Origin of the sequence: Nocardia cyriacigeorgica (genome assembly GCF_010858045.1) — a bacterium.
Lineage (GTDB): Bacteria > Actinomycetota > Actinomycetes > Mycobacteriales > Mycobacteriaceae > Nocardia > Nocardia cyriacigeorgica_E.
The window spans coordinates 42,173-59,204 of record NZ_JAAGVC010000010.1 but is presented as its reverse complement, the minus strand read 5'-3'; the positions used below and the strand labels follow the sequence as shown (position 1 = coordinate 59,204).

14 protein-coding genes and 1 tRNA gene are annotated in these 17,032 nt (G+C 68.7%); 8 read left to right on the top strand and 7 right to left on the bottom strand.

Features of this window, described 5'->3' with window-relative positions; genetic code table 11:
- Nucleotides 1-251 precede the first annotated feature (251 nt).
- Complete coding sequence (locus GV790_RS12395) at nucleotides 252-494, bottom strand: type II toxin-antitoxin system Phd/YefM family antitoxin (protein ID WP_175585872.1); 243 nt, start codon at nucleotides 492-494, stop codon at nucleotides 252-254.
- Between the two features lie 202 nt (nucleotides 495-696).
- On the bottom strand, nucleotides 697-2,376 hold the full coding sequence (gene hutU, locus GV790_RS12390) for a urocanate hydratase (protein ID WP_163813512.1): 1,680 nt from the start codon (nucleotides 2,374-2,376) through the stop codon (nucleotides 697-699).
- Between the two features lie 171 nt (nucleotides 2,377-2,547).
- On the opposite strand from hutU, the gene GV790_RS12385 reads away from it, so the two are divergent.
- Together GV790_RS12385 and hutC are read left to right on the top strand one after the other, a co-directional pair.
- Nucleotides 2,548-5,910 (top strand): NAD-glutamate dehydrogenase domain-containing protein, encoded by a 3,363-nt coding sequence (locus GV790_RS12385; RefSeq protein ID WP_375139386.1) that lies wholly within the window; start codon nucleotides 2,548-2,550, stop codon nucleotides 5,908-5,910.
- Nucleotides 5,911-5,951: 41 nt separating this feature from the next.
- Nucleotides 5,952-6,722 carry a histidine utilization repressor gene (hutC, locus tag GV790_RS12380; protein ID WP_163813572.1) on the top strand — a complete coding sequence of 257 codons (771 nt, stop codon included), beginning with the start codon at nucleotides 5,952-5,954 and terminating at the stop codon, nucleotides 6,720-6,722.
- 163 nt (nucleotides 6,723-6,885) lie between these two features.
- Here the strand turns inward: hutC and GV790_RS12375 are convergent, their stop codons facing one another.
- The 3 genes from GV790_RS12375 to GV790_RS12365 all read right to left on the bottom strand — a co-directional run bounded on the left by GV790_RS12375 (nucleotide 6,886) and on the right by GV790_RS12365 (nucleotide 9,161).
- Nucleotides 6,886-7,257, bottom strand: a complete 372-nt coding sequence (locus GV790_RS12375) for a very short patch repair endonuclease (RefSeq protein ID WP_163813571.1) — start codon at nucleotides 7,255-7,257, stop codon at nucleotides 6,886-6,888.
- A gap of 202 nt (nucleotides 7,258-7,459) precedes the next feature.
- Complete coding sequence (locus GV790_RS12370; protein ID WP_163813510.1) at nucleotides 7,460-8,593, bottom strand: DNA cytosine methyltransferase; 1,134 nt, start codon at nucleotides 8,591-8,593, stop codon at nucleotides 7,460-7,462.
- A gap of 289 nt (nucleotides 8,594-8,882) precedes the next feature.
- Entirely contained in the window at nucleotides 8,883-9,161 is a 279-nt protein-coding gene (locus GV790_RS12365; protein WP_163813509.1) for a putative quinol monooxygenase, read from the bottom strand.
- A gap of 179 nt (nucleotides 9,162-9,340) precedes the next feature.
- On the opposite strand from GV790_RS12365, the gene GV790_RS12360 reads away from it, so the two are divergent.
- Genes GV790_RS12360 through GV790_RS12350 form a run of 3 tightly spaced genes read left to right on the top strand, consistent with a single transcriptional unit; the run spans nucleotide 9,341 to nucleotide 13,773 of the window.
- Nucleotides 9,341-11,158 carry an ABC transporter ATP-binding protein gene (locus GV790_RS12360; RefSeq protein ID WP_163813508.1) on the top strand — a complete coding sequence of 606 codons (1,818 nt, stop codon included), beginning with the start codon at nucleotides 9,341-9,343 and terminating at the stop codon, nucleotides 11,156-11,158.
- A complete protein-coding gene (locus tag GV790_RS12355; RefSeq protein ID WP_163813507.1) occupies nucleotides 11,155-13,125 on the top strand; it encodes an ABC transporter ATP-binding protein in 1,971 nt (656 codons plus the stop codon). The genes GV790_RS12360 and GV790_RS12355 overlap by 4 nt, the downstream gene beginning before the upstream one ends.
- Nucleotides 13,126-13,161: 36 nt before the next feature.
- Nucleotides 13,162-13,773, top strand: coding sequence for a putative glycolipid-binding domain-containing protein (locus tag GV790_RS12350; protein ID WP_081597107.1), 612 nt, complete (start codon nucleotides 13,162-13,164; stop codon nucleotides 13,771-13,773).
- Between the two features lie 45 nt (nucleotides 13,774-13,818).
- Here GV790_RS12350 and GV790_RS12345 read toward each other — a convergent pair whose 3' ends face one another.
- A complete protein-coding gene (locus tag GV790_RS12345) occupies nucleotides 13,819-14,769 on the bottom strand; it encodes a prephenate dehydrogenase (protein ID WP_163813506.1) in 951 nt (316 codons plus the stop codon).
- A gap of 58 nt (nucleotides 14,770-14,827) precedes the next feature.
- Here GV790_RS12345 and GV790_RS12340 point away from each other — a divergent pair, with 58 nt between their 5' ends.
- From GV790_RS12340 to GV790_RS12330, 3 genes are all read left to right on the top strand, one after another.
- Nucleotides 14,828-15,367, top strand: coding sequence for a tRNA adenosine deaminase-associated protein (locus tag GV790_RS12340; RefSeq protein WP_163813505.1), 540 nt, complete (start codon nucleotides 14,828-14,830; stop codon nucleotides 15,365-15,367).
- A 1-nt stretch (nucleotide 15,368) separates the two neighbouring features.
- Nucleotides 15,369-15,833, top strand: coding sequence for a nucleoside deaminase (locus GV790_RS12335; RefSeq protein WP_163813504.1), 465 nt, complete (start codon nucleotides 15,369-15,371; stop codon nucleotides 15,831-15,833).
- A 54-nt stretch (nucleotides 15,834-15,887) separates the two neighbouring features.
- Nucleotides 15,888-15,978 (top strand) — tRNA-Ser (locus tag GV790_RS12330).
- Here GV790_RS12330 and GV790_RS12325 read toward each other — a convergent pair.
- Nucleotides 15,957-16,949 carry an AraC family transcriptional regulator gene (locus GV790_RS12325; RefSeq protein WP_163813503.1) on the bottom strand — a complete coding sequence of 331 codons (993 nt, stop codon included), beginning with the start codon at nucleotides 16,947-16,949 and terminating at the stop codon, nucleotides 15,957-15,959. The two genes, GV790_RS12330 and GV790_RS12325, sit on opposite strands and share 22 nt — an antisense overlap.
- Between the last annotated feature and the right edge of the window lie 83 nt (nucleotides 16,950-17,032).

Sequence of the window (17,032 nt, the reverse complement as noted above, 5' to 3'; positions counted from 1 at the left end):
TGGCGGGGGTGGAAGCTTCTTTCCGAGGAGTTTCTCGGCCTGGTGGCGGCGCGCCTCGACCTGCTTCGGGGACAGCTTCGCCTCGGCAGCGTGCAGCGGTTCCTGCGTCAACGCGCTCATCGTCAGGGTGAGGTTCACCTTTCCAGTTCCAGTGGTGGTCTCGCACGCATTATGGGTCTGTACAGCCACGATGCCGACAGAAGGGAGGCCCGCTTCGACACATGAGAAGCTGCCCCTGAACCGCCCCGAAGTCACTCGGGAGCTGAGTTCGATCCGCCGGTATGAGTCGGGTCCTCCCTTTTCGAGATCCAAGGGTCGATCAGGGCATCGAGGTCGGCCCGCCACTCGGCGTAATCGATGCGCGGTAGGTGCGTACTGGTCTGTGCGAGTTCGGAGATCGGCACGAAGGTGCGTCGCCGCACCGGCGCGAGTATCGCGATCGGTCGGCCGTCGCGGGTGATGGTGATGCTCGCTCCGGCCTCGACCGCCACCAAGACTCGATCCGTGTGTTCGCAGAAGTCGAGCTAGTCGATCGCTTTCACTCTGTGAGGTTCCCCGAGAAGTCGCTGCGGGTAAAGCCAATTGTCAGGGGCGCCTGAACACACGACGACCTCGGAGCTGCCTGAGGGGCCTCACGCAGCTCCGAGGTCGTCGCCATCGTCGGTGCGCCGGCAGTCCGCCGCCGCACCGTTCAGATCACCCCTCCTGCATGGGAATCCGAACCCCGCGCTCGCGCGCGACCTCGGCGGCGTGCTCGTAACCGGCGTCCACGTGCCGGATTACACCCATACCGGGATCATTGGTCAGCACCCGCTCCAGCTTCTGCGCGGCGAGCTCGGTGCCGTCGGCGATGCAGACCTGGCCGGCGTGGATGGAGCGGCCCATGCCGACCCCACCACCGTGGTGGATGGACACCCACGAGGCGCCCGACGCCGTGTTCAGCAGGGCGTTCAGTAGCGGCCAGTCGGCGATGGCGTCGGAACCGTCTGCCATGGCTTCGGTTTCGCGGTAGGGGGAGGCCACCGAGCCGGAGTCGAGGTGGTCGCGGCCGATGGCTACGGGGGCGGAGAGTTCGCCGGAGGCGACCATTTCGTTGAATTTCAGGCCCGCGCGGTGCCGTTCGCCGTAGCCGAGCCAGCAGATGCGGGCGGGCAGGCCTTCGAAGTGCACCTTTTCGCCTGCCATGGTGATCCAGCGCTTGAGGTGCTCGTTCTCCGGGAACAGTTCGAGGATCGCCTTGTCGGTGGCGGCGATGTCCTTGGGGTCACCGGAGAGCGCGGCCCAGCGGAAGGGGCCGAGGCCCTCTTCGAAGAGCGGACGGATGTAGGCGGGGACGAATCCGGGGAATTCGAAGGCGCGGGCGTACCCGCCCTTGCGGGCTTCGTCGCGGATGGAGTTGCCGTAGTCGAACACCTCGGCGCCCTTGTCCATGAACCCGACCATGGCTTCGACGTGCTTGGCCATCGAAGCCTGCGCTTCGGTGGTGAACCAGCCCGGATCCTTGTCGGCGAGCTTGTGCCAGTCCTCCAGAGCCACGCCGATCGGCAGGTAGGACAGCGGGTCGTGGGCCGAGGTCTGGTCGGTGACGATGTCGATGGGCGCGTCCATCGCCAGCAACTGCGGGAACACCTCGGCGGCATTGCCGACCAGGCCGATGGACAGCGGCTTGCGTTCGTCGCGCATCTTGATGGCCAGGTCGAGCGCGTCCTGCACGGTGTCGACCTTGGTGTCGAGGTAGCCGTGGGCGATGCGGCGGTCGATGCGGGCCGGGTCGCAGTCGACGCAGATCGCGACGCCCTCGTTCATGGTGACGGCCAGCGGCTGCGCACCGCCCATACCGCCCATACCGGCGGTGAGGGTGATGGTGCCCGCGAGGGTGCCGCCGAAGCGCTTGCGCGCGACGGCGCCGAAGGTTTCGTAGGTGCCCTGCAAGATGCCCTGGCTGCCGATGTAGATCCAGGAGCCGGCGGTCATCTGCCCGTACATGATCAGGCCGAGCTGTTCGAGCTTGCGGAATTCTTCCCAGTTGGCCCAGTCGCCGACCAGGTTGGAGTTGGCCAGCAGCACGCGCGGCGCCCACTCGTTGGTGCGGAACACGCCGACCGGCTTACCGGACTGCACCAGCAGCGTTTCATCGGATTTCAGCGTCTTCAGCGTGCGCACGATGGCGTCGAAGGCCTCCCAGCTGCGGGCGGCGCGGCCGGTGCCGCCGTAGACGACGAGATCGTCGGGGCGTTCGGCGACCTCGGGGTCGAGGTTGTTCATCAGCATCCGCAGCGCGCCTTCTTGCTGCCAGCCGAGGGTGCTCAGCTCGCTGCCACGGTCGGCGCGGACGGGACGCGGGCCGGACTGCGGCCGGGTGGAAGCGTCGGTCATGGGGTTCTCTCCTCAGAAAAACGAATGTGTGCCGAATCACTGGTTAGGTGTATAGTCCTGTATATACAACCACCTGTCAAGCGTCCTCAGCGGAAGCGGTGAGACTTCCGTTCGGAAGGTAGTGACATGAAGGCAACGTCGACGGCTCCGGTGCGAGATTCGAATACGGATGTGCGATACGAGCGACCCGGAGGCGGCTGGGATGAGCGCTTGCGGGCCACTCCGATCGCGCCCCACCTCGCCGACCACTACGTATCGGCTATATCAGAAGGCTATAAGCAGGACGTCGATCCGGGTAGCGCCCCGAACGACCTCGCCCACCTGGAACACCTCGGCCCCGGCGACGTCGAGCTGGCGCTGCACCGGATCCCGGAATCGAGCGAGGATTGGGTGCTCACCCTCTACCTCGGTGGACGGCCGGCATCGTTGAGCGAGGTATTGCCGATCGTGCAGAGCCTCGGCGTGGAGGTGCTCGACGAGCGGCCGTACGTCATCGCGAACACCGGCGGCCTCGCCTGCCGCATCTACCGCTTCTCGCTGCGCTATCCCGAACGCCTGCTACCACCGCATCTGGACGACGCCGATTTCGCCCGCCGTTTCACCGCCACCTGCGCCGCCATCTGGCACGGCCGGGCGGAGGCGGATCGTTTCAATGAACTGGTACCGCGCGCGGGACTGGACCACCGCCAGGTCATCGTGCTGCGCGCCTACGCGAACTATCTGCGCCAAGGCGAATTCCCGTACAGCCGAGCCCATATCGCGAACGTCCTGGGTGAGCATCCCGGGATCACGCGCGGCCTGGTGAGTCTGTTCGAGGCCCGATTCGATCCGGCCGCACCGGAGTCCGATACCGAATCACTGCTGGAGACGCTCGAGGAAGGCATTGCCGCCGTCCCCGGCTTGGATGCCGACCGTATTCTGCGCGCCTACCTCAGCGTTATCGACGCGACTCTGCGCACCAACCACTACGTCCACGGCGAACCCGGCGACGACACCTGCCTGGCCGTCAAACTCGATCCCCGCCGGATTGCCGAACTCCCTTCGCCGCGGCCGCATTTCGAGATCTACGTCTATTCCCCGCGCGTGGAGGGCGTGCACATGCGGTTCGGGATGGTGGCGCGCGGAGGGCTGCGCTGGTCGGATCGCAAGGAGGATTTCCGCACCGAGGTGCTCGGGCTGGCCAAGGCGCAAGCGGTGAAGAATGCCGTCATCGTGCCCGCGGGCGCCAAGGGCGGCTTCGTGGTCAAGCGTCCGCCCGCACCCACCGGCGATCCCGCCGCTGACCGGGAGGCGCTGCGGTCCGAGGGAATTCGCTGCTACCGCACATTCATCGGCGGGCTGCTCGACCTCACCGACAATCTCGACCTCACCACCGGCGCCGTGATCGCCCCGCCCGGCGTGCGCCGCCGCGACGGCGACGACACCTACCTCGTGGTCGCCGCCGACAAGGGCACCGCCACCTTCTCCGATATCGCCAACGACGTGGCCGCGAACCACGGCTACTGGCTCGGCGACGCCTTCGCCTCCGGCGGCTCGGTCGGCTACGACCACAAGGCGCTCGGCATCACCGCCCGCGGGGCGTGGGAGAGTGTGAAACGGCATTTCCGCGAGTTGGGCGTGGACCCGCGGTCGCAGGATTTCACCGCGGTCGGCATCGGCGATATGAGCGGCGACGTCTTCGGCAACGGCATGCTCGCGTCCAGGCATATCCGGCTGGTCGCGGCGTTCGACCACCGCCACATCTTCCTCGATCCCGATCCCGACGCGGCGACGTCCTACGCCGAACGCTCCCGGCTGTTCGCGAAACCACGCTCATCCTGGGCCGATTACGCGCCCGAACTGATCAGCGCGGGCGGCGGAGTGTGGGAGCGCACGAGCAAATCCGTGCCGATCAGCGCCCAGGTGCGCGCCGCGCTCGGCCTGGCCGACGATGTCACCGCGATGACCCCGCCGGAACTCGTGCGCGCGATCCTGCGCGCACCGGTGGATCTGCTCTGGAACGGCGGCATCGGCACCTATGTCAAGGCGAGCACCGAGGCCCATCTGGACGTCGGAGACAAGAACAACGACGCCGTCCGCATCGACGGCGCCGAGGTCCGTGCCAGGATCGTCGGCGAGGGCGGCAATCTCGGCTGCACCCAGCGCGGCCGCATCGAATACGCCCGCGCGGGCGGGCGGATCAATACCGACGCCCTGGACAATTCGGCGGGCGTCGACTGCTCCGACCACGAGGTGAATATCAAGATCCTGCTCGACGGCCTGGTCGGAGCGGGCAGGCTCACCACCGGCGAACGCAACGCGCTACTGGGTGAGATGGCCTCCGAGGTATCGCGGCTGGTGCTGGCCGACAATGCCTCGCAGAACCAGCTCATGGGCACCAGCCGGGCCAGGGCAGCGGCCTCGATCGCCGTGCACGGCAGGCTCATCGACCACCTCGAGGCCACCACCGGCCTGGATCGCGAACTGGACGTGCTGCCGAGCAAGAAGGAGATCGCTGCGCGGCAGCGGGCGGGACAGGGGCTCACCTCACCCGAGCTCGCCACCCTGCTCGCGCACGTCAAGCTCGGACTGCAGGCCGACCTGCTGGCCGGCGATCTGCCCGACAGCCCGGCCTTCGCCGACGATCTCGCCCGCTACTTCCCGCGCCCACTGCGCGAGCGGTACGCCGACGTGATCGCCGAGCATCCGCTGCGCCGCGAGATCGTGGCGACGGTGCTGACCAACACCGTCGTCGACAACGGCGGCATCACCTACGCCTATCGGCTCTCGGAGGAATCCGGTGCCAGCAATGCCGACGCGGTGCGCGCGTTCGCCGTGGTCGCGGCCGTCTTCGACCTGCCGGCCCTGTGGCGTGACATTCGTGGCAGCGGGTTGAGTGCCGAGCTCACCGACGAGTTGATCGTGCTCAGCCGCAGACTGCTCGACCGGGCCTCGCGCTGGATGCTCACCCAGCGCCCGCAACCGCTGGCCGTCGGCGCCGAGATCCGGCGCTTCCGCGATCGCATCGCCGAACTGACGCCGGGGGTGGCGGGCTGGTTGTCCGGCAGCGACGCGGCCGATCTGGGCAAACGCACCGCCGCGCTGGTCGATCGGGGCGTACCGGAGGATCTGGCCGCACGCGTGTCGCTGCTGCTGGATCAGTTCGCGCTGCTCGACATCATCGAGATCGCCGAGATCTCCGGCCGCCCGCCCGCCGCGGTGGCCGAGGTCTATTACCTACTCGGGCAACGGCTCGGCGTGGTGCCGCAACTGGTGGCGGTATCCCGGCTGGAACGCGGCACGAAATGGAACGCACTGGCGCGCGTGGCGTTGCGCGACGAGTTGTACGCCACGATCCGCGCACTCTGCCAGGACGTCCTGGCCGACGGCGACCCGGGCGAGCCCGCCGAGGACGTCATCGGTGGATGGGAGCAGCGCAGCGCGGCCCGGCTCGACCGCACGCAACGTATCCTCGGGGCAATCTCGGAATCGGGCGAACAGGATCTGGCGGCGCTGTCGGTCGCGACCAGGCAGCTACGGGCGCTGGCGCGATGAGCACGCGGGCCGGTACGAAAACCCGTGAGGCAAGGGAACGGATGTCGGTGGTGGCGATCGAAGTAGTCGATGCGGAGCTCGCGGAGCTCTACGGCGGGCTCGGGACCGAGTTCGCCGCCTACGAGCGCGTCAAGCAGCTGATCGTGTCGCAGATCAAAGTCGGCAGGTGGCGCGAGGGCGATCAGATCCCGTCGGAGAACCAGCTGGTCAATGCGCTGGGCCTGTCCAGGATGACGATCAACCGCGCGCTGCGCGATCTCACCGCCGAGGGCGTGCTCAACCGGGTGATGGGCGTTGGCACCTTCGTCGCGCCGACCAAGGCCGCCTCACCGTTGTTCGAGGTCAAGAACATCGCCGACGAGATCTCCGAACGCGGGCACCGGCATCGCACCGAGATCGTGTTCGTCCGCGCCGAAGACGCCGACGCAGGCCATCCGCTGCTCGGTAACGATCTGAGCGGGAAGGTCTTTCATTCGCTGATCGTGCATTTCGAAGACGATGTGCCGATCCAGCTGGAGGACCGCTACGTGAATCCGGCGGAGGCACCGCGGTATCTCGAACAGGATTTCACCGCGCAGACCCCGAACACCTATCTCAGTGAGGTGGCCCCGCTCGAACGCGGCGAACACGTCGTCGAGGCGGTGCTGGCCAGCGCCGAGGAATGCCGGCTGCTCGGTATCGCGCGCTCGGAGCCGTGCCTGCTGATCCGCCGCCGCACCTGGTCGCGCAGCGGTCTGGTGAGCGCGGCGCGGTTGATCCATCCCGGGTCGCGCAGCCGGTTGGAAGGGGCGTTCGGGAGCGGACAGGGCTGAGCCGAATCCCTTTTCGCAGCGTCTCATTCGGCAGAGCCGAATCTCGCGGAACGTCTCCCCAAGTGCACGAGACTCGAAAGCATCGAACCTTGGATGGCAGGCGTTGCCCGCCCGGCGCGGTGACGACCTGATCGTGGTGCTCGGCTGTGGCCCGCGCCAGAGGTCAGTCGCGGCGCAGCGCGTCGGCTATCCGGTCCGCGGCGGCGACGGGATCTTCGTGCTCCCAGATCCGGATGACGTGCCAGCCCGCCGCGGCGAGGGCGGCATCGGTGGCACGATCGCGGGCCACGTTGGCGGCCAGCTTCTCGGCCCACCACTCGGCGTTGTTCTTCGGGTAGGTGGCGTGCTGCGGGCAGCTGTGCCAGAAGCAACCGTCGACGTAGACGGCCACCTTGAGCCGCGGAAAGACCACGTCGGCGCGGCGGCGCTGGCCGCGCACCGGTGCCCGGTCGACGAAGTAGCGCAGGCCGCGCCGATGCAATTCACGGCGCAGGGCGAGTTCGGGCTCGGTGCCCGCGCGGCGCTGCCGGGACATGCGGGCACTGGTCGCGGGATCGGTGGGCGGACGTCGAGCGGTCACGGTTCGGTCCGCGAGCCCTGTCGGAGATCCGTCCACGCCGCGGACACCGCCGGCGAGTGCGCGTGCCCGGCCGAAGTGTCGTGCCGCTCGACGCGTCTCGGCGCGGTGACAGGGGCCGGCGCCGTGCTGGGCAGCCCGCGCATCCACCGGTCCGGGTTCATGCCGCCCAGCCGCCCATGCGGTCGAGATGGGCTTCCACATCGTCCAGGAACCCCGGCGGGAACCGCAGGCTGCCCATCGCGGTGCGGCGCAGGAAACCGGCGGTGGCGCGCGCCGAGAGCAGGCGGGAGTCGGTCAGGAAGTTCTTCAGATCCTCATACGGCTCGTGCACCGGCCAGGTGGACACCGGCACCTCGAACGCGCTGCCATTGCGGCCCCACGCGGCAACCGGCCACGGTTTGCCCGGCGGCAGCGGGCGATCACCGGGCAGCGGGTCCAGTGGCGCCGCCAGCCGGGCGCCCACCCACGACGCCATCCGCACACTCACCGCATTGCCGACCAGCTTCCAGCGATGGCCTTGCCGGATACCCGGCACTTCGGTGGCGGGCGCGGTCCAGTCGGGGTCGAAGCCCTGCAGCATCTCCCCGTCGACGATTCCCGGCGTCACGATCTCCCCGGACGGTAACCGTACGGCGGGCGGGCTGGCGATACCAAGACCGGAACCACCCTTGAGTGTCGGCACCGCGTTGACCGCCCAGCCGAGCCCGCGCACGCCCTCGGTCCAATAGAAGCCGCACGGATCGCTGTCGGCATCGCCCACCGTGCGCGGGCCGGCGTCCTCGCCGAAGAGCACCCCGCGCGGATCTTCGGTGCGCGAGGCCAGCATGAGTACCCGGTTGCGGCGCTGCGGCAGCCCGAAGGCACGCGCGTCCACCACCCGATACGCCCAGGTGTACCCCAGTTCCTCCAACGCGGCGGTGATGTGGCGCATGGCCGCGCCGCGCCCGAGTTGCAGCATGAACGGCACGTTCTCGATCAACAGCCAGCGCGGCCCGCGTTTGCGCCGGACCAGCCGGAAAACCTCATCCACCAGGCCCGAACGGTCGCCGGTGATGCCCGCGGTCCGGCCCGCCTGCGAGAGGTCCTGGCAGGGAAAACCGGCCGCGACCAATTCCGTCCCGGCCGGGATCGCGCGCAGCCGGGTGATGTCGGCGTGCAGCGGCACATCCGGGAAACGCGCTGCCAGCACCCCTTGCGCGCCCGGATCGATCTCGCACAGCAGCTCGGTCTGCCAGCCGTTCTCGGCCAGCCCGAGCTCGAGCCCGCCGATCCCCGCGAACAGCCCGACCATCGTGCTGTGTTTTTTCGGCGCCTGCGGCGTCGCGTGTTCGCGGCCCCGTGGTGTCTCGTGACTCCGCTGCTCGCCTTCGGTTTGCGTCGCGGCAGCGGAGACACGAGACGCGCCGCGAACTTTCATGCTCGGTCTCGTTTCGCTCGAAAACGGGTGTGACCGGCCATTGTATTCGGGGGTGTCGAACGCTCAGAGCGCCACTTCGCCGGTGCGGTTCAATGCGCGCATATCGGTGATCCGGGCGTCGAGTGCGCCCGCGATGCCGCCGGTGTGCGGGGTGTGGAAACGCTCACAACGCCACTTCGTTGGTGCAGTCGAACTCGCGCACGTCGGCGGCGGTGATCTGGACGTCGAGCTCGCCCGAGGTGCCCTCACCGCGGAACACCTCGACCGCCGCGCGGTTGGTCCAGCGCTCGTAGACGTTGACGCGGTCGGGCTCCACCAGATCCGCACCGAGGGTGAAATCCAGACAGCCCGGCGCTTCCCGCGCCTGCTCGACCACCTCGCGGCAGGCCTCGAGGTAGCGGTCCCGATCGGTGACTCTCAGATATCCGGCGACGATCAGCACACCCGGAGTGTAAGTCCGGACCTGCCCGGATGGGCGGGAAGAAAATCGGTTGGCTGTTCGTAATCGCGGTGCCAGTCTGGATGGGCCCGTTTGTTGTCATACCCCACTGCGATGATCGAGGGCGTCGCCGGTGTCGGGGTGCGGATCGCCAGAGACATCGATGAACCGAAGGGGGAGATTTGTCCGTCACGCTGGACTCGCCTTCCACTGACACGGAGGCCGATAGACAGCCGCTGCCCGCGCGCGCCACGGGGCGGCGCGCCTCGCTGCTCAGGTTCTGGCCGTATCTGCGGCCGTATCGAAACCAGCTGATCGCCGCCACTGTGCTCTCGGCAGTCGCCATGTTGACGGCGGTGCTCACCCCGCTGGTGATCGCGCGGATCGTGGACGGCCCGATCGCACGTGGCGATTTCGGCGGCGTCATCGCGCCGGTGCTGCTGGTGCTGGTGCTCGGAGTGATCGAAGCGATCGGCGTGTGGGGCCGCCGCTGGCTGCTCGCCGAGCCCGCCACCCAGTTCGAGATCACCATGCGGGCCAAGATCTTTCGAGAACTCCAGGCCCTGTCCATCGGCAGGCACGATTCCTGGGAGTCGGGCCAGCTGCTCTCGCGCGCGGTCGACGATCTGGCCACCTTGCGCCGGTTCATCGGATTCGCCGGCCCGGTGCTGGTGATCCACGCCGTCGTCATCCCGGTCGGCCTGGCCGTGCTGGTGGCGATGAGCTGGCAGATCGGCGTGATCTTCGCCGTCGCCGCGGTGCCGATCACGATCATCTGCCTCCGATTCGAACGCCGCTACGCCGGTGCGTCGCGCCGCTCCCAGGATCAATCCGGTGATCTGGCCACCACCGCGGAGGAATCCGCGCAGGGCATCCGGGTGCTCAAGGCCTTCGGTCGCGGCACCTTCTTCGGCGCCCATTTCACCGCGCAGGCCCGCGAACTCCAGCGCACCGAGATGTACAAGGTGCGCCTGGACGCCACGCTCTGGGCGTCGCTGGTGGTGCTCTCGGAAGCGATCCTGGTGTTCGCGCTCGGATTCGGCGCGTACGCGGTGGTCGGTGGCACGATGTCGCTCGGTGCCGCGGTCGGCGCCATCACCCTGGCCACCTTCTTGCAATGGCCGATCATCTGGACGGGCTTCCTGCTCGCCGAACTGAACGATGCGGGCACCGCGGCCGACCGGTACTGGGAGATCATCGACACCCCGGTCGAGATCACCGATCCCGACGCCCCGGTGGATCTACCGGAACGGATCGTCGGTGAACTCCGGCTGGACGGTGTGCGTTTCGGCTTCCCCGAGGCCGAAAGCGAGGTGTTGCGCGATATTTCGCTGGTGGTCCGTCCTGGTGAGACGGTGGCGCTGGTGGGTGCGACGGGCAGCGGAAAGACGGCCCTGCTCAACCTGATTCCCCGGCTCTACGACGTCACCGGTGGCGTCATCACCATCGACGGCATCGATATCTCCACCCTGCGGGTGCGTGATCTGCGTTCGCTGGTGTCGGTGGCGTTCGAGGATCCGGTGCTGTTCTCGGCGAGCGTGCGCGAGAACGTCGCGCTCGGCGATCCAGACGCCTCCGACGACGATGTGCGGCGCGCCCTGGAGATCGCGCAGGCCATCGACTTCGTGTCGAATCTGCCATGGGGGCTGGACACCAGGATCGGCGAGCAGGGGTTGAGCCTGTCCGGTGGGCAGCGGCAGCGGCTGGCGCTGGCCCGGGCGGTGCTCACCCGGGCCGGTCAGGAACGTCGCGCGCGCATCGTCGTGCTGGACGACCCGCTGTCGGCTCTCGATGTGCAGACCGAGGAGAAGGTGCAGGAACGTCTGCGCACCGCACTTGCCGGCGCCACCACGCTGCTGGTCGCGCATCGGCCCTCCACCGCCGCCCTCGCCGATCGGGTCGCCCTGCTGGCCGACGGCCGCATCGTCGCCGAAGGCACTCACGACCACCTGCTGCGCACCAGCAGCCGCTACCGCGAACTGATGGGAGGTGAACGATGAGCAGCACCGACGGATCCGCGACGACGCGGGAATCCGGCTCCGGCGCCGCCGTGCTCGAACGCGCGGAAGAGATCGCCGATTGGCGGGGTATCGCCAGCGAGGACAAGGAGGTCACCGAGACCGGAAACCTCGTGCTCGCGGCGCGCTCACGGCGGCTGCTGGCCGAGCTGGTACGCCCGTACCGCAAGCTGGCCGCGCTGGCGCTCGCCATCATCGTGGTCGACAACGCCGCGACGGTGGTCGGCCCACTGTTCGTCGCCTACGGGCTCGACCGCGGCATCAGCGCGGGCCGAGCAGGCGATTGGACGCCGCTGCTGTGGGCCACAGGCGGCTACCTGGGCGCGGCCCTGATCGGTGGGCTCACCACGTTCTGCTTCGTGCGCGTCGCCGGCAGGCTCAGCCAGAACGTGCTGTTCGACCTGCGGGTGCGCGCGTTCGCCCATGTGCAGCAACTCGACGTCGAGTTCCACGAGAAATACACCTCCGGCAAGGTCGTCGCCCGCCTCACCGGCGATATCGAAACCCTCCAGGAACTACTGGAAGGCGCGCTGAACGAAGCGTTGAGCGCGATCCTGTCGGTCCTCACCATCGCGGTGCTGCTGGTCTACCTCGACCTGACGCTGGCCGCGGTCGTCTTCGCCGGTTTCGTGCCGCTGTTCCTGGTCACCCGCTGGGCCCAGCGCAGGCAGCGCGCCGGATACCGCCGCACCCGCGGGGCCATCGCCAAGGTCGTGGTGCAGTTCGTGGAGTCGATGGGCGGGATGCGCGCGGTGCAGGCCTTCCGCAGGGAAGAGCGCAACGAATCGGTGCTCGCCGTCGAAGACGGCGCGTATCGCGAAGCCAACGTCACCGCGGTGCGCGGCATGGGCGAATACGCGGGACTCACCCGGCTGCTCGGCAACCTCACCACCGTCGTCGTGATCATCGTCGGCGCCTGGCAGGTGATCGACGGCCACCTCGCCGTCGGCGTGCTGGCGGCATACCTGCTGTACCTGAAGAACTTCTATGGCCCGCTCGACGAGCTGGCGCAGGTGTTCAACTCCTACCAATCGGCCGCGGCCGCGCTGGAGAAGATCTCGGGTGTGCTGGAGGAGCGGCCTGCGGTAGCCGAGCCCAGTGATCCGATTCCGCTCGGCAAGGTCGCCGGTGGGATGCGATTGGACCGCGTGTGGTTCGACTACGCCGCCCGCGTCCGCGCCGGGGCCGATGCCGCCGCCGCGGGAACGAGCACCGCCGAACCGGGCACCCCCGCCACTGCGGCCGGAGCTCAGGAACCGCGCGGCCCGGTTTTACCCGAGATGACCCTCGATATCCCGGCCGGCCAGGTGGTGGCGCTCGTCGGGCCCACCGGTGCGGGCAAATCCACCCTGGCCAAGCTGCTGACCCGCTTCTACGATCCGTCCGGCGGCGTCGTCACCCTGGACGGTATCGACCTGCGCCGGATCAGCGACGCGGATCTGCGCCGGCACGTCGTCATGGTCACCCAGGAGGCGTACCTGTTCTCCGGTTCGGTCGCCGACAACATCCGGCTCGGACGGCCCGACGCCACCGACGCAGAGGTGCACGAGGCCGCGCGGGCGGTCGGTTTGTACGACTTCGTGCAGGCCCTGCCCGAGGGTTTCGACACCGATGTGCGCAAACGCGGCGGCAGGCTCTCCGCCGGGCAACGGCAGCTGGTGGCCTTCGCCCGGGTGTTCCTCGCCGACCCGGCGGTGATCGTGCTGGATGAGGCCACCTCGAGCCTCGACATTCCCAGCGAACGCCTGGTGCAGGACGCCCTGGAGACGGTGCTGCGGGATCGGACCGCGGTCATCATCGCGCACCGGCTGTCCACCGTGGCCATCGCGGATCGGGTGCTGGTGCTGGAAGCGGGCCGCATCGTGGAAGACGGCACACCGCAGGAGCTGATCGCGGGCAACGGCCGTTTCGCGGGTTTGCACGCGGCGTGGCGCGAGTCGCTGGTGTGATGCGGCCATGACGCCGTTGTCGCTTACGGTAGATACGTGACGCACGCGACCGACGCAGCATCAGGCAACGAGAGCCCGTCGCCCTCACGGTGGCCCGCGGTCCTCACCTGGCGCGCACACGACGCGACGCGGATGGAATCGGTCCGCGTGACCGTCAATGGCAACCGCATCCGGGCCACCGGCCGCATCATCGGCGGCGCAGGCGCCGAGCATCCGGCGTTCAGCGCCTCCTACGATCTGGTCACCGACGAGAACGGCGCCACCAAACGCCTCTCGCTGCGCAGCACCACGGCCGCGGGGGAGCGGCACGCCTCCATCTCACGCGATGAGGAGAACTACTGGCTGATCGACGCCACCGGCACCCACATCCGCTCCACCTTCGGCGGCGCCCTCGATGTGGACGTGGTGCTCAGCCCGTTCTTCAACACCCTGCCCATCCGCCGCTTCAGCCTCCAGCACGCGGTCGAAGATGTGCAGGTCCCGGTCGTCTATGTGCGCCTGCCCGAGCTCACCGTCCAGGAAGCCAGCCTCGTCTACAGCAGCGCCAGCGACGGCATCAGCGTGCTCTCCCCGGTGTCGAGCGCGACCGTCACCGTCGACCAGGACGGCTTCCTTCTCGACTACCCGGGCCTGGCCGAACGCATCTGAACAGCCGGCTGAGCGCCTGCCGGACGGGTGGGTCGGGCTCGCCGATCAGTCGAGGCGGGTGATGACGCCCCCGCGTTGCCCGGCCTCCCGCAGACGCTCCAGCCAGTCCTGATCGCCGGGCCTGATATCGGTGATCTCCCAGCGTTCGGTCGTTTCGTACCGTTGCCGCGCGTCATGCCCTGCCTCGGTGAGATCGGCGAGTGAACCGTCCTCTTCGAGCCGGTCGCGGGCCGCGTTCAGCACCGTCAGGGTTTCGTCGAGCACCTCGAGCAGGGCCGCCGCATTCGGCTCGCAGATCGCGCGCACCAGGTCGGGGGCGGTGGCCGCGACGCGGGTGCCATCCCGGAACGAGCCCGCGGCCAGTCCGAGTGCCAGCTCACCGCCACCCGCGCCCGCGACCGCCAGGGCCTCGGCCAGGACATGCGGCAGATGCGAGATGCGGGCCACCGCCCGGTCGTGCTCCTCGGCGACGACCGGGACAACCACCGACCCGCACGCGAGCGCCAGCCGCACCACCCGCGTCCAGGGCTGTGGATGGGTGCCCGGGTCGACCCCGACCGCCCAGGCAGCGCCTCGGAAAAGGGCCGGATCGGTTGCCGCCCAGCCGGACTGCGAGGTCCCCGCCATCGGATGCCCGCCGACGAACCGCGCACCCAGCCCATGTCGCCGCGCGGCCGCCGCGACCGGCGCTTTCACGCTCACCACATCGGTCACCGCACAGTCCGGGGCGAAGGTGGAGACAGCGGACAGAATCTGGTCGACCGCTGGCATCGGCACCGCGACCACGATCAGCGCATCGGTCTCGGCCGCCCGGCGCAGTACCGCGGGCAGGTCGCCGATGACGTCGAAGCCGTCCGCGCGCGCCGCCTCGGCGCCCGCCGCCGACCGGTTGTATCCCCACGCCCGGAATCCGGCGCCGACCGCCGCGCGCAGCAGCGATCCGCCGATCAATCCGGTCCCGAGAACGCAGACGGGGGCTTGCTGATCACCAGTCACCGGAACAGATTCGCATACGACTTCAACATTTGACCTCGAGCCGACTACCGTTGCGCCCATGGCAGCACAGCGCTCGGGCGGGAACAGGGCGGCGTCGGACGATTTCGACGACGTGGAAGGTTTCGCGGTAGCCGTTGTCCGTGAAGACGGCACCTGGCGGTGTAGTCCGCTGAGCTCGGCCGCGCTCACCAGCCTGGCCGCAGCCGAAGACGAACTCAAGGCACTGCGCAGCTCGGGCGCGGTGTTCGGATTGCTCGACGTCGACGACGAATTCTTCGTGGTGGTGCGCCCCGCCCCCAGCGGAACCCGCCTGCTGGTCTCGGACGCCACCGCCGCGATCGACTACGACATCGCCGCCGACGTCCTCGAATCGCTGAACGTCGAGATCCCCGATATCGATCCGGACGAATTGGACGATGTCGAACCGTGGGAGGAGGGCGATCTCGGTGTGCTGGCCGACCTCGGCCTGCCCGAACCGGTGCTCAGCGTCATCCTCGCCGAAACCGACCTCTACCCCGACGAGCAGCTCGGCATGATCGCCCAGCGCCTCGGCTTCGCCAACGAACTGTCGGCGGTGCTGGACAAACTGCCGCGCTGAGATGAGCGTGGCCCGGCCCGCCGAGGCCGACATGATCCGCGCCGCGATCGAGGCCGCCCGCGCCGCCGACCCACGAGACGTCCCGGTCGGCGCGGTCGTCTTCGACGCCGACGGCCGCGAGCTGGCCCGCGCCGCCAATGCCAGGGAAGCCCTCGGCGACCCCACCGCGCACGCCGAGATCCTGGCCCTACGCCGGGCCGCCGCCGTGCACGGTGACGGCTGGCGGCTGGAAGGCGCCACCCTCGCCGTCACCCTCGAACCATGCACCATGTGCGCGGGTGCCCTGGTGCTGGCCCGTGTCGGCCGCCTCGTCTTCGGCGCCTGGGAACCCAAAACCGGCGCCGTCGGCTCCCTCTGGGACGTGGTCCGCGACCGCCGCCTCAACCACCGCCCCGAAGTACGTGGCGGCATCCTGGAACCCGAATGCGCCGCCCTCCTCGACGAGTTCTTCCACGCCCAACGCTGACCTTGCTGACCTGCCGATTTAGCGATCCGCGAGGCATCCGGTAGCCTAGTCGGCGGTGGCGTGTCCGAGCGGCCTAAGGAGCACGCCTCGAAAGCGTGTGAGGGGTAACCCCCCTCCGAGGGTTCAAATCCCTCCGCCACCGCCATAAAGCCCCTCACCTGTTCGGTGAGGGGCTTTTTCTGGTCCGAGGTGCATCGCGAGTTGCTCGGACAACCGCCGCCGGCGAAAGTTCCGTGGCGTTTCGCCGTATTCGGATTTGAACGCCGTCGAGAAACCGGCGCTGGTGAACCCGCAGCGCGCGGCGACCTCGCCGATGGACAGCGGCCCGGGACGCGCCAGCAGATCACGGGCCGCGCGCAGGGCTTCGGTGCGCCGCAGATCCCGGTAGGTGATACCGGTGTGATGCAGCACCGACCGCAGTTGCCTCGGCGACCAGCCGAGCGCATGGGCGACAGCGGGCAGCCGGACATCACCGGAACCGAGGTTCTTTCGCACGAAAGCGCGGATGGCATCGATCATTTCGGCCGCGTTGGCCTGCTGCGGCCCGACGTCGCCGACGAGCATCAGACCGAGCAGCTCGGTGACCCGATCGCAGACGGCGTCGAATTCCAATGCCGTCAGGTTCGATCGACCGGCGAGGGTGCTGCTGAGCATGCTCAGCACCACCTGGCCGAGCGCGGTCGACATATCGAGCACCGTGCCGGAGTCACCGCAGGCGGACAACCGCTGTTGGAGTTGCGCGCGTGGCAGCAGCAGCGCGTACGCCGTCGAGACGGGTAACAGGACGCGGCAGGCCAGGTCCAGCTCGAGGACGAAGCCGTGCCGCGGCGGCACCCGGACCAGCCGCTCGGGCTGCTGGATGACGTATTCACCCTGCTCCGGGAACACGATCCAGCAGTGATCGGCCGGGCCGCGCCGGATATGGGAGCGGCTGCGGTTCATCAGATGGTCGCCGCGCTGTTGTGCGCGCAGCAGGGTGTAGCCCGAGGTTTCTTGCACCGTGATCCGCGCCCACCAGTTGGCCGGGTCGCGGTACCGGTGCTCGGCGGTGAGGAAATGGTCGGTGACCTCGGTCCACACCGCCGTGCTCGCCACGGTCAGCTCGGAATACCGCATGCCGGAAACTCGGTCGCTCTGATGATGATCTCCACGTGTCCGCTCAGCGGTGGTCGGACAAAATTCTCGCATCTCCCCGCCCG

Excerpts from the sequence above, each read along its gene's own strand:
- hutU (WP_163813512.1), bottom strand. The coding sequence starts at position 2,376 with ATGACCGACGCTTCCACCCGGCCGCAGTCCGGCCCGCGTCCCGTCCGC.
- hutC (WP_163813572.1), top strand. The coding sequence starts at position 5,952 with ATGTCGGTGGTGGCGATCGAAGTAGTCGATGCGGAGCTCGCGGAGCTC.
- GV790_RS12375 (WP_163813571.1), bottom strand. The coding sequence starts at position 7,257 with ATGTCCCGGCAGCGCCGCGCGGGCACCGAGCCCGAACTCGCCCTGCGC.
- GV790_RS12370 (WP_163813510.1), bottom strand. The coding sequence starts at position 8,593 with ATGGTCGGGCTGTTCGCGGGGATCGGCGGGCTCGAGCTCGGGCTGGCC.
- GV790_RS12355 (WP_163813507.1), top strand. The coding sequence starts at position 11,155 with ATGAGCAGCACCGACGGATCCGCGACGACGCGGGAATCCGGCTCCGGC.
- GV790_RS12340 (WP_163813505.1), top strand. The coding sequence starts at position 14,828 with ATGGCAGCACAGCGCTCGGGCGGGAACAGGGCGGCGTCGGACGATTTC.
- GV790_RS12335 (WP_163813504.1), top strand. The coding sequence starts at position 15,369 with ATGAGCGTGGCCCGGCCCGCCGAGGCCGACATGATCCGCGCCGCGATC.
- GV790_RS12325 (WP_163813503.1), bottom strand. The coding sequence starts at position 16,949 with ATGCGGTATTCCGAGCTGACCGTGGCGAGCACGGCGGTGTGGACCGAG.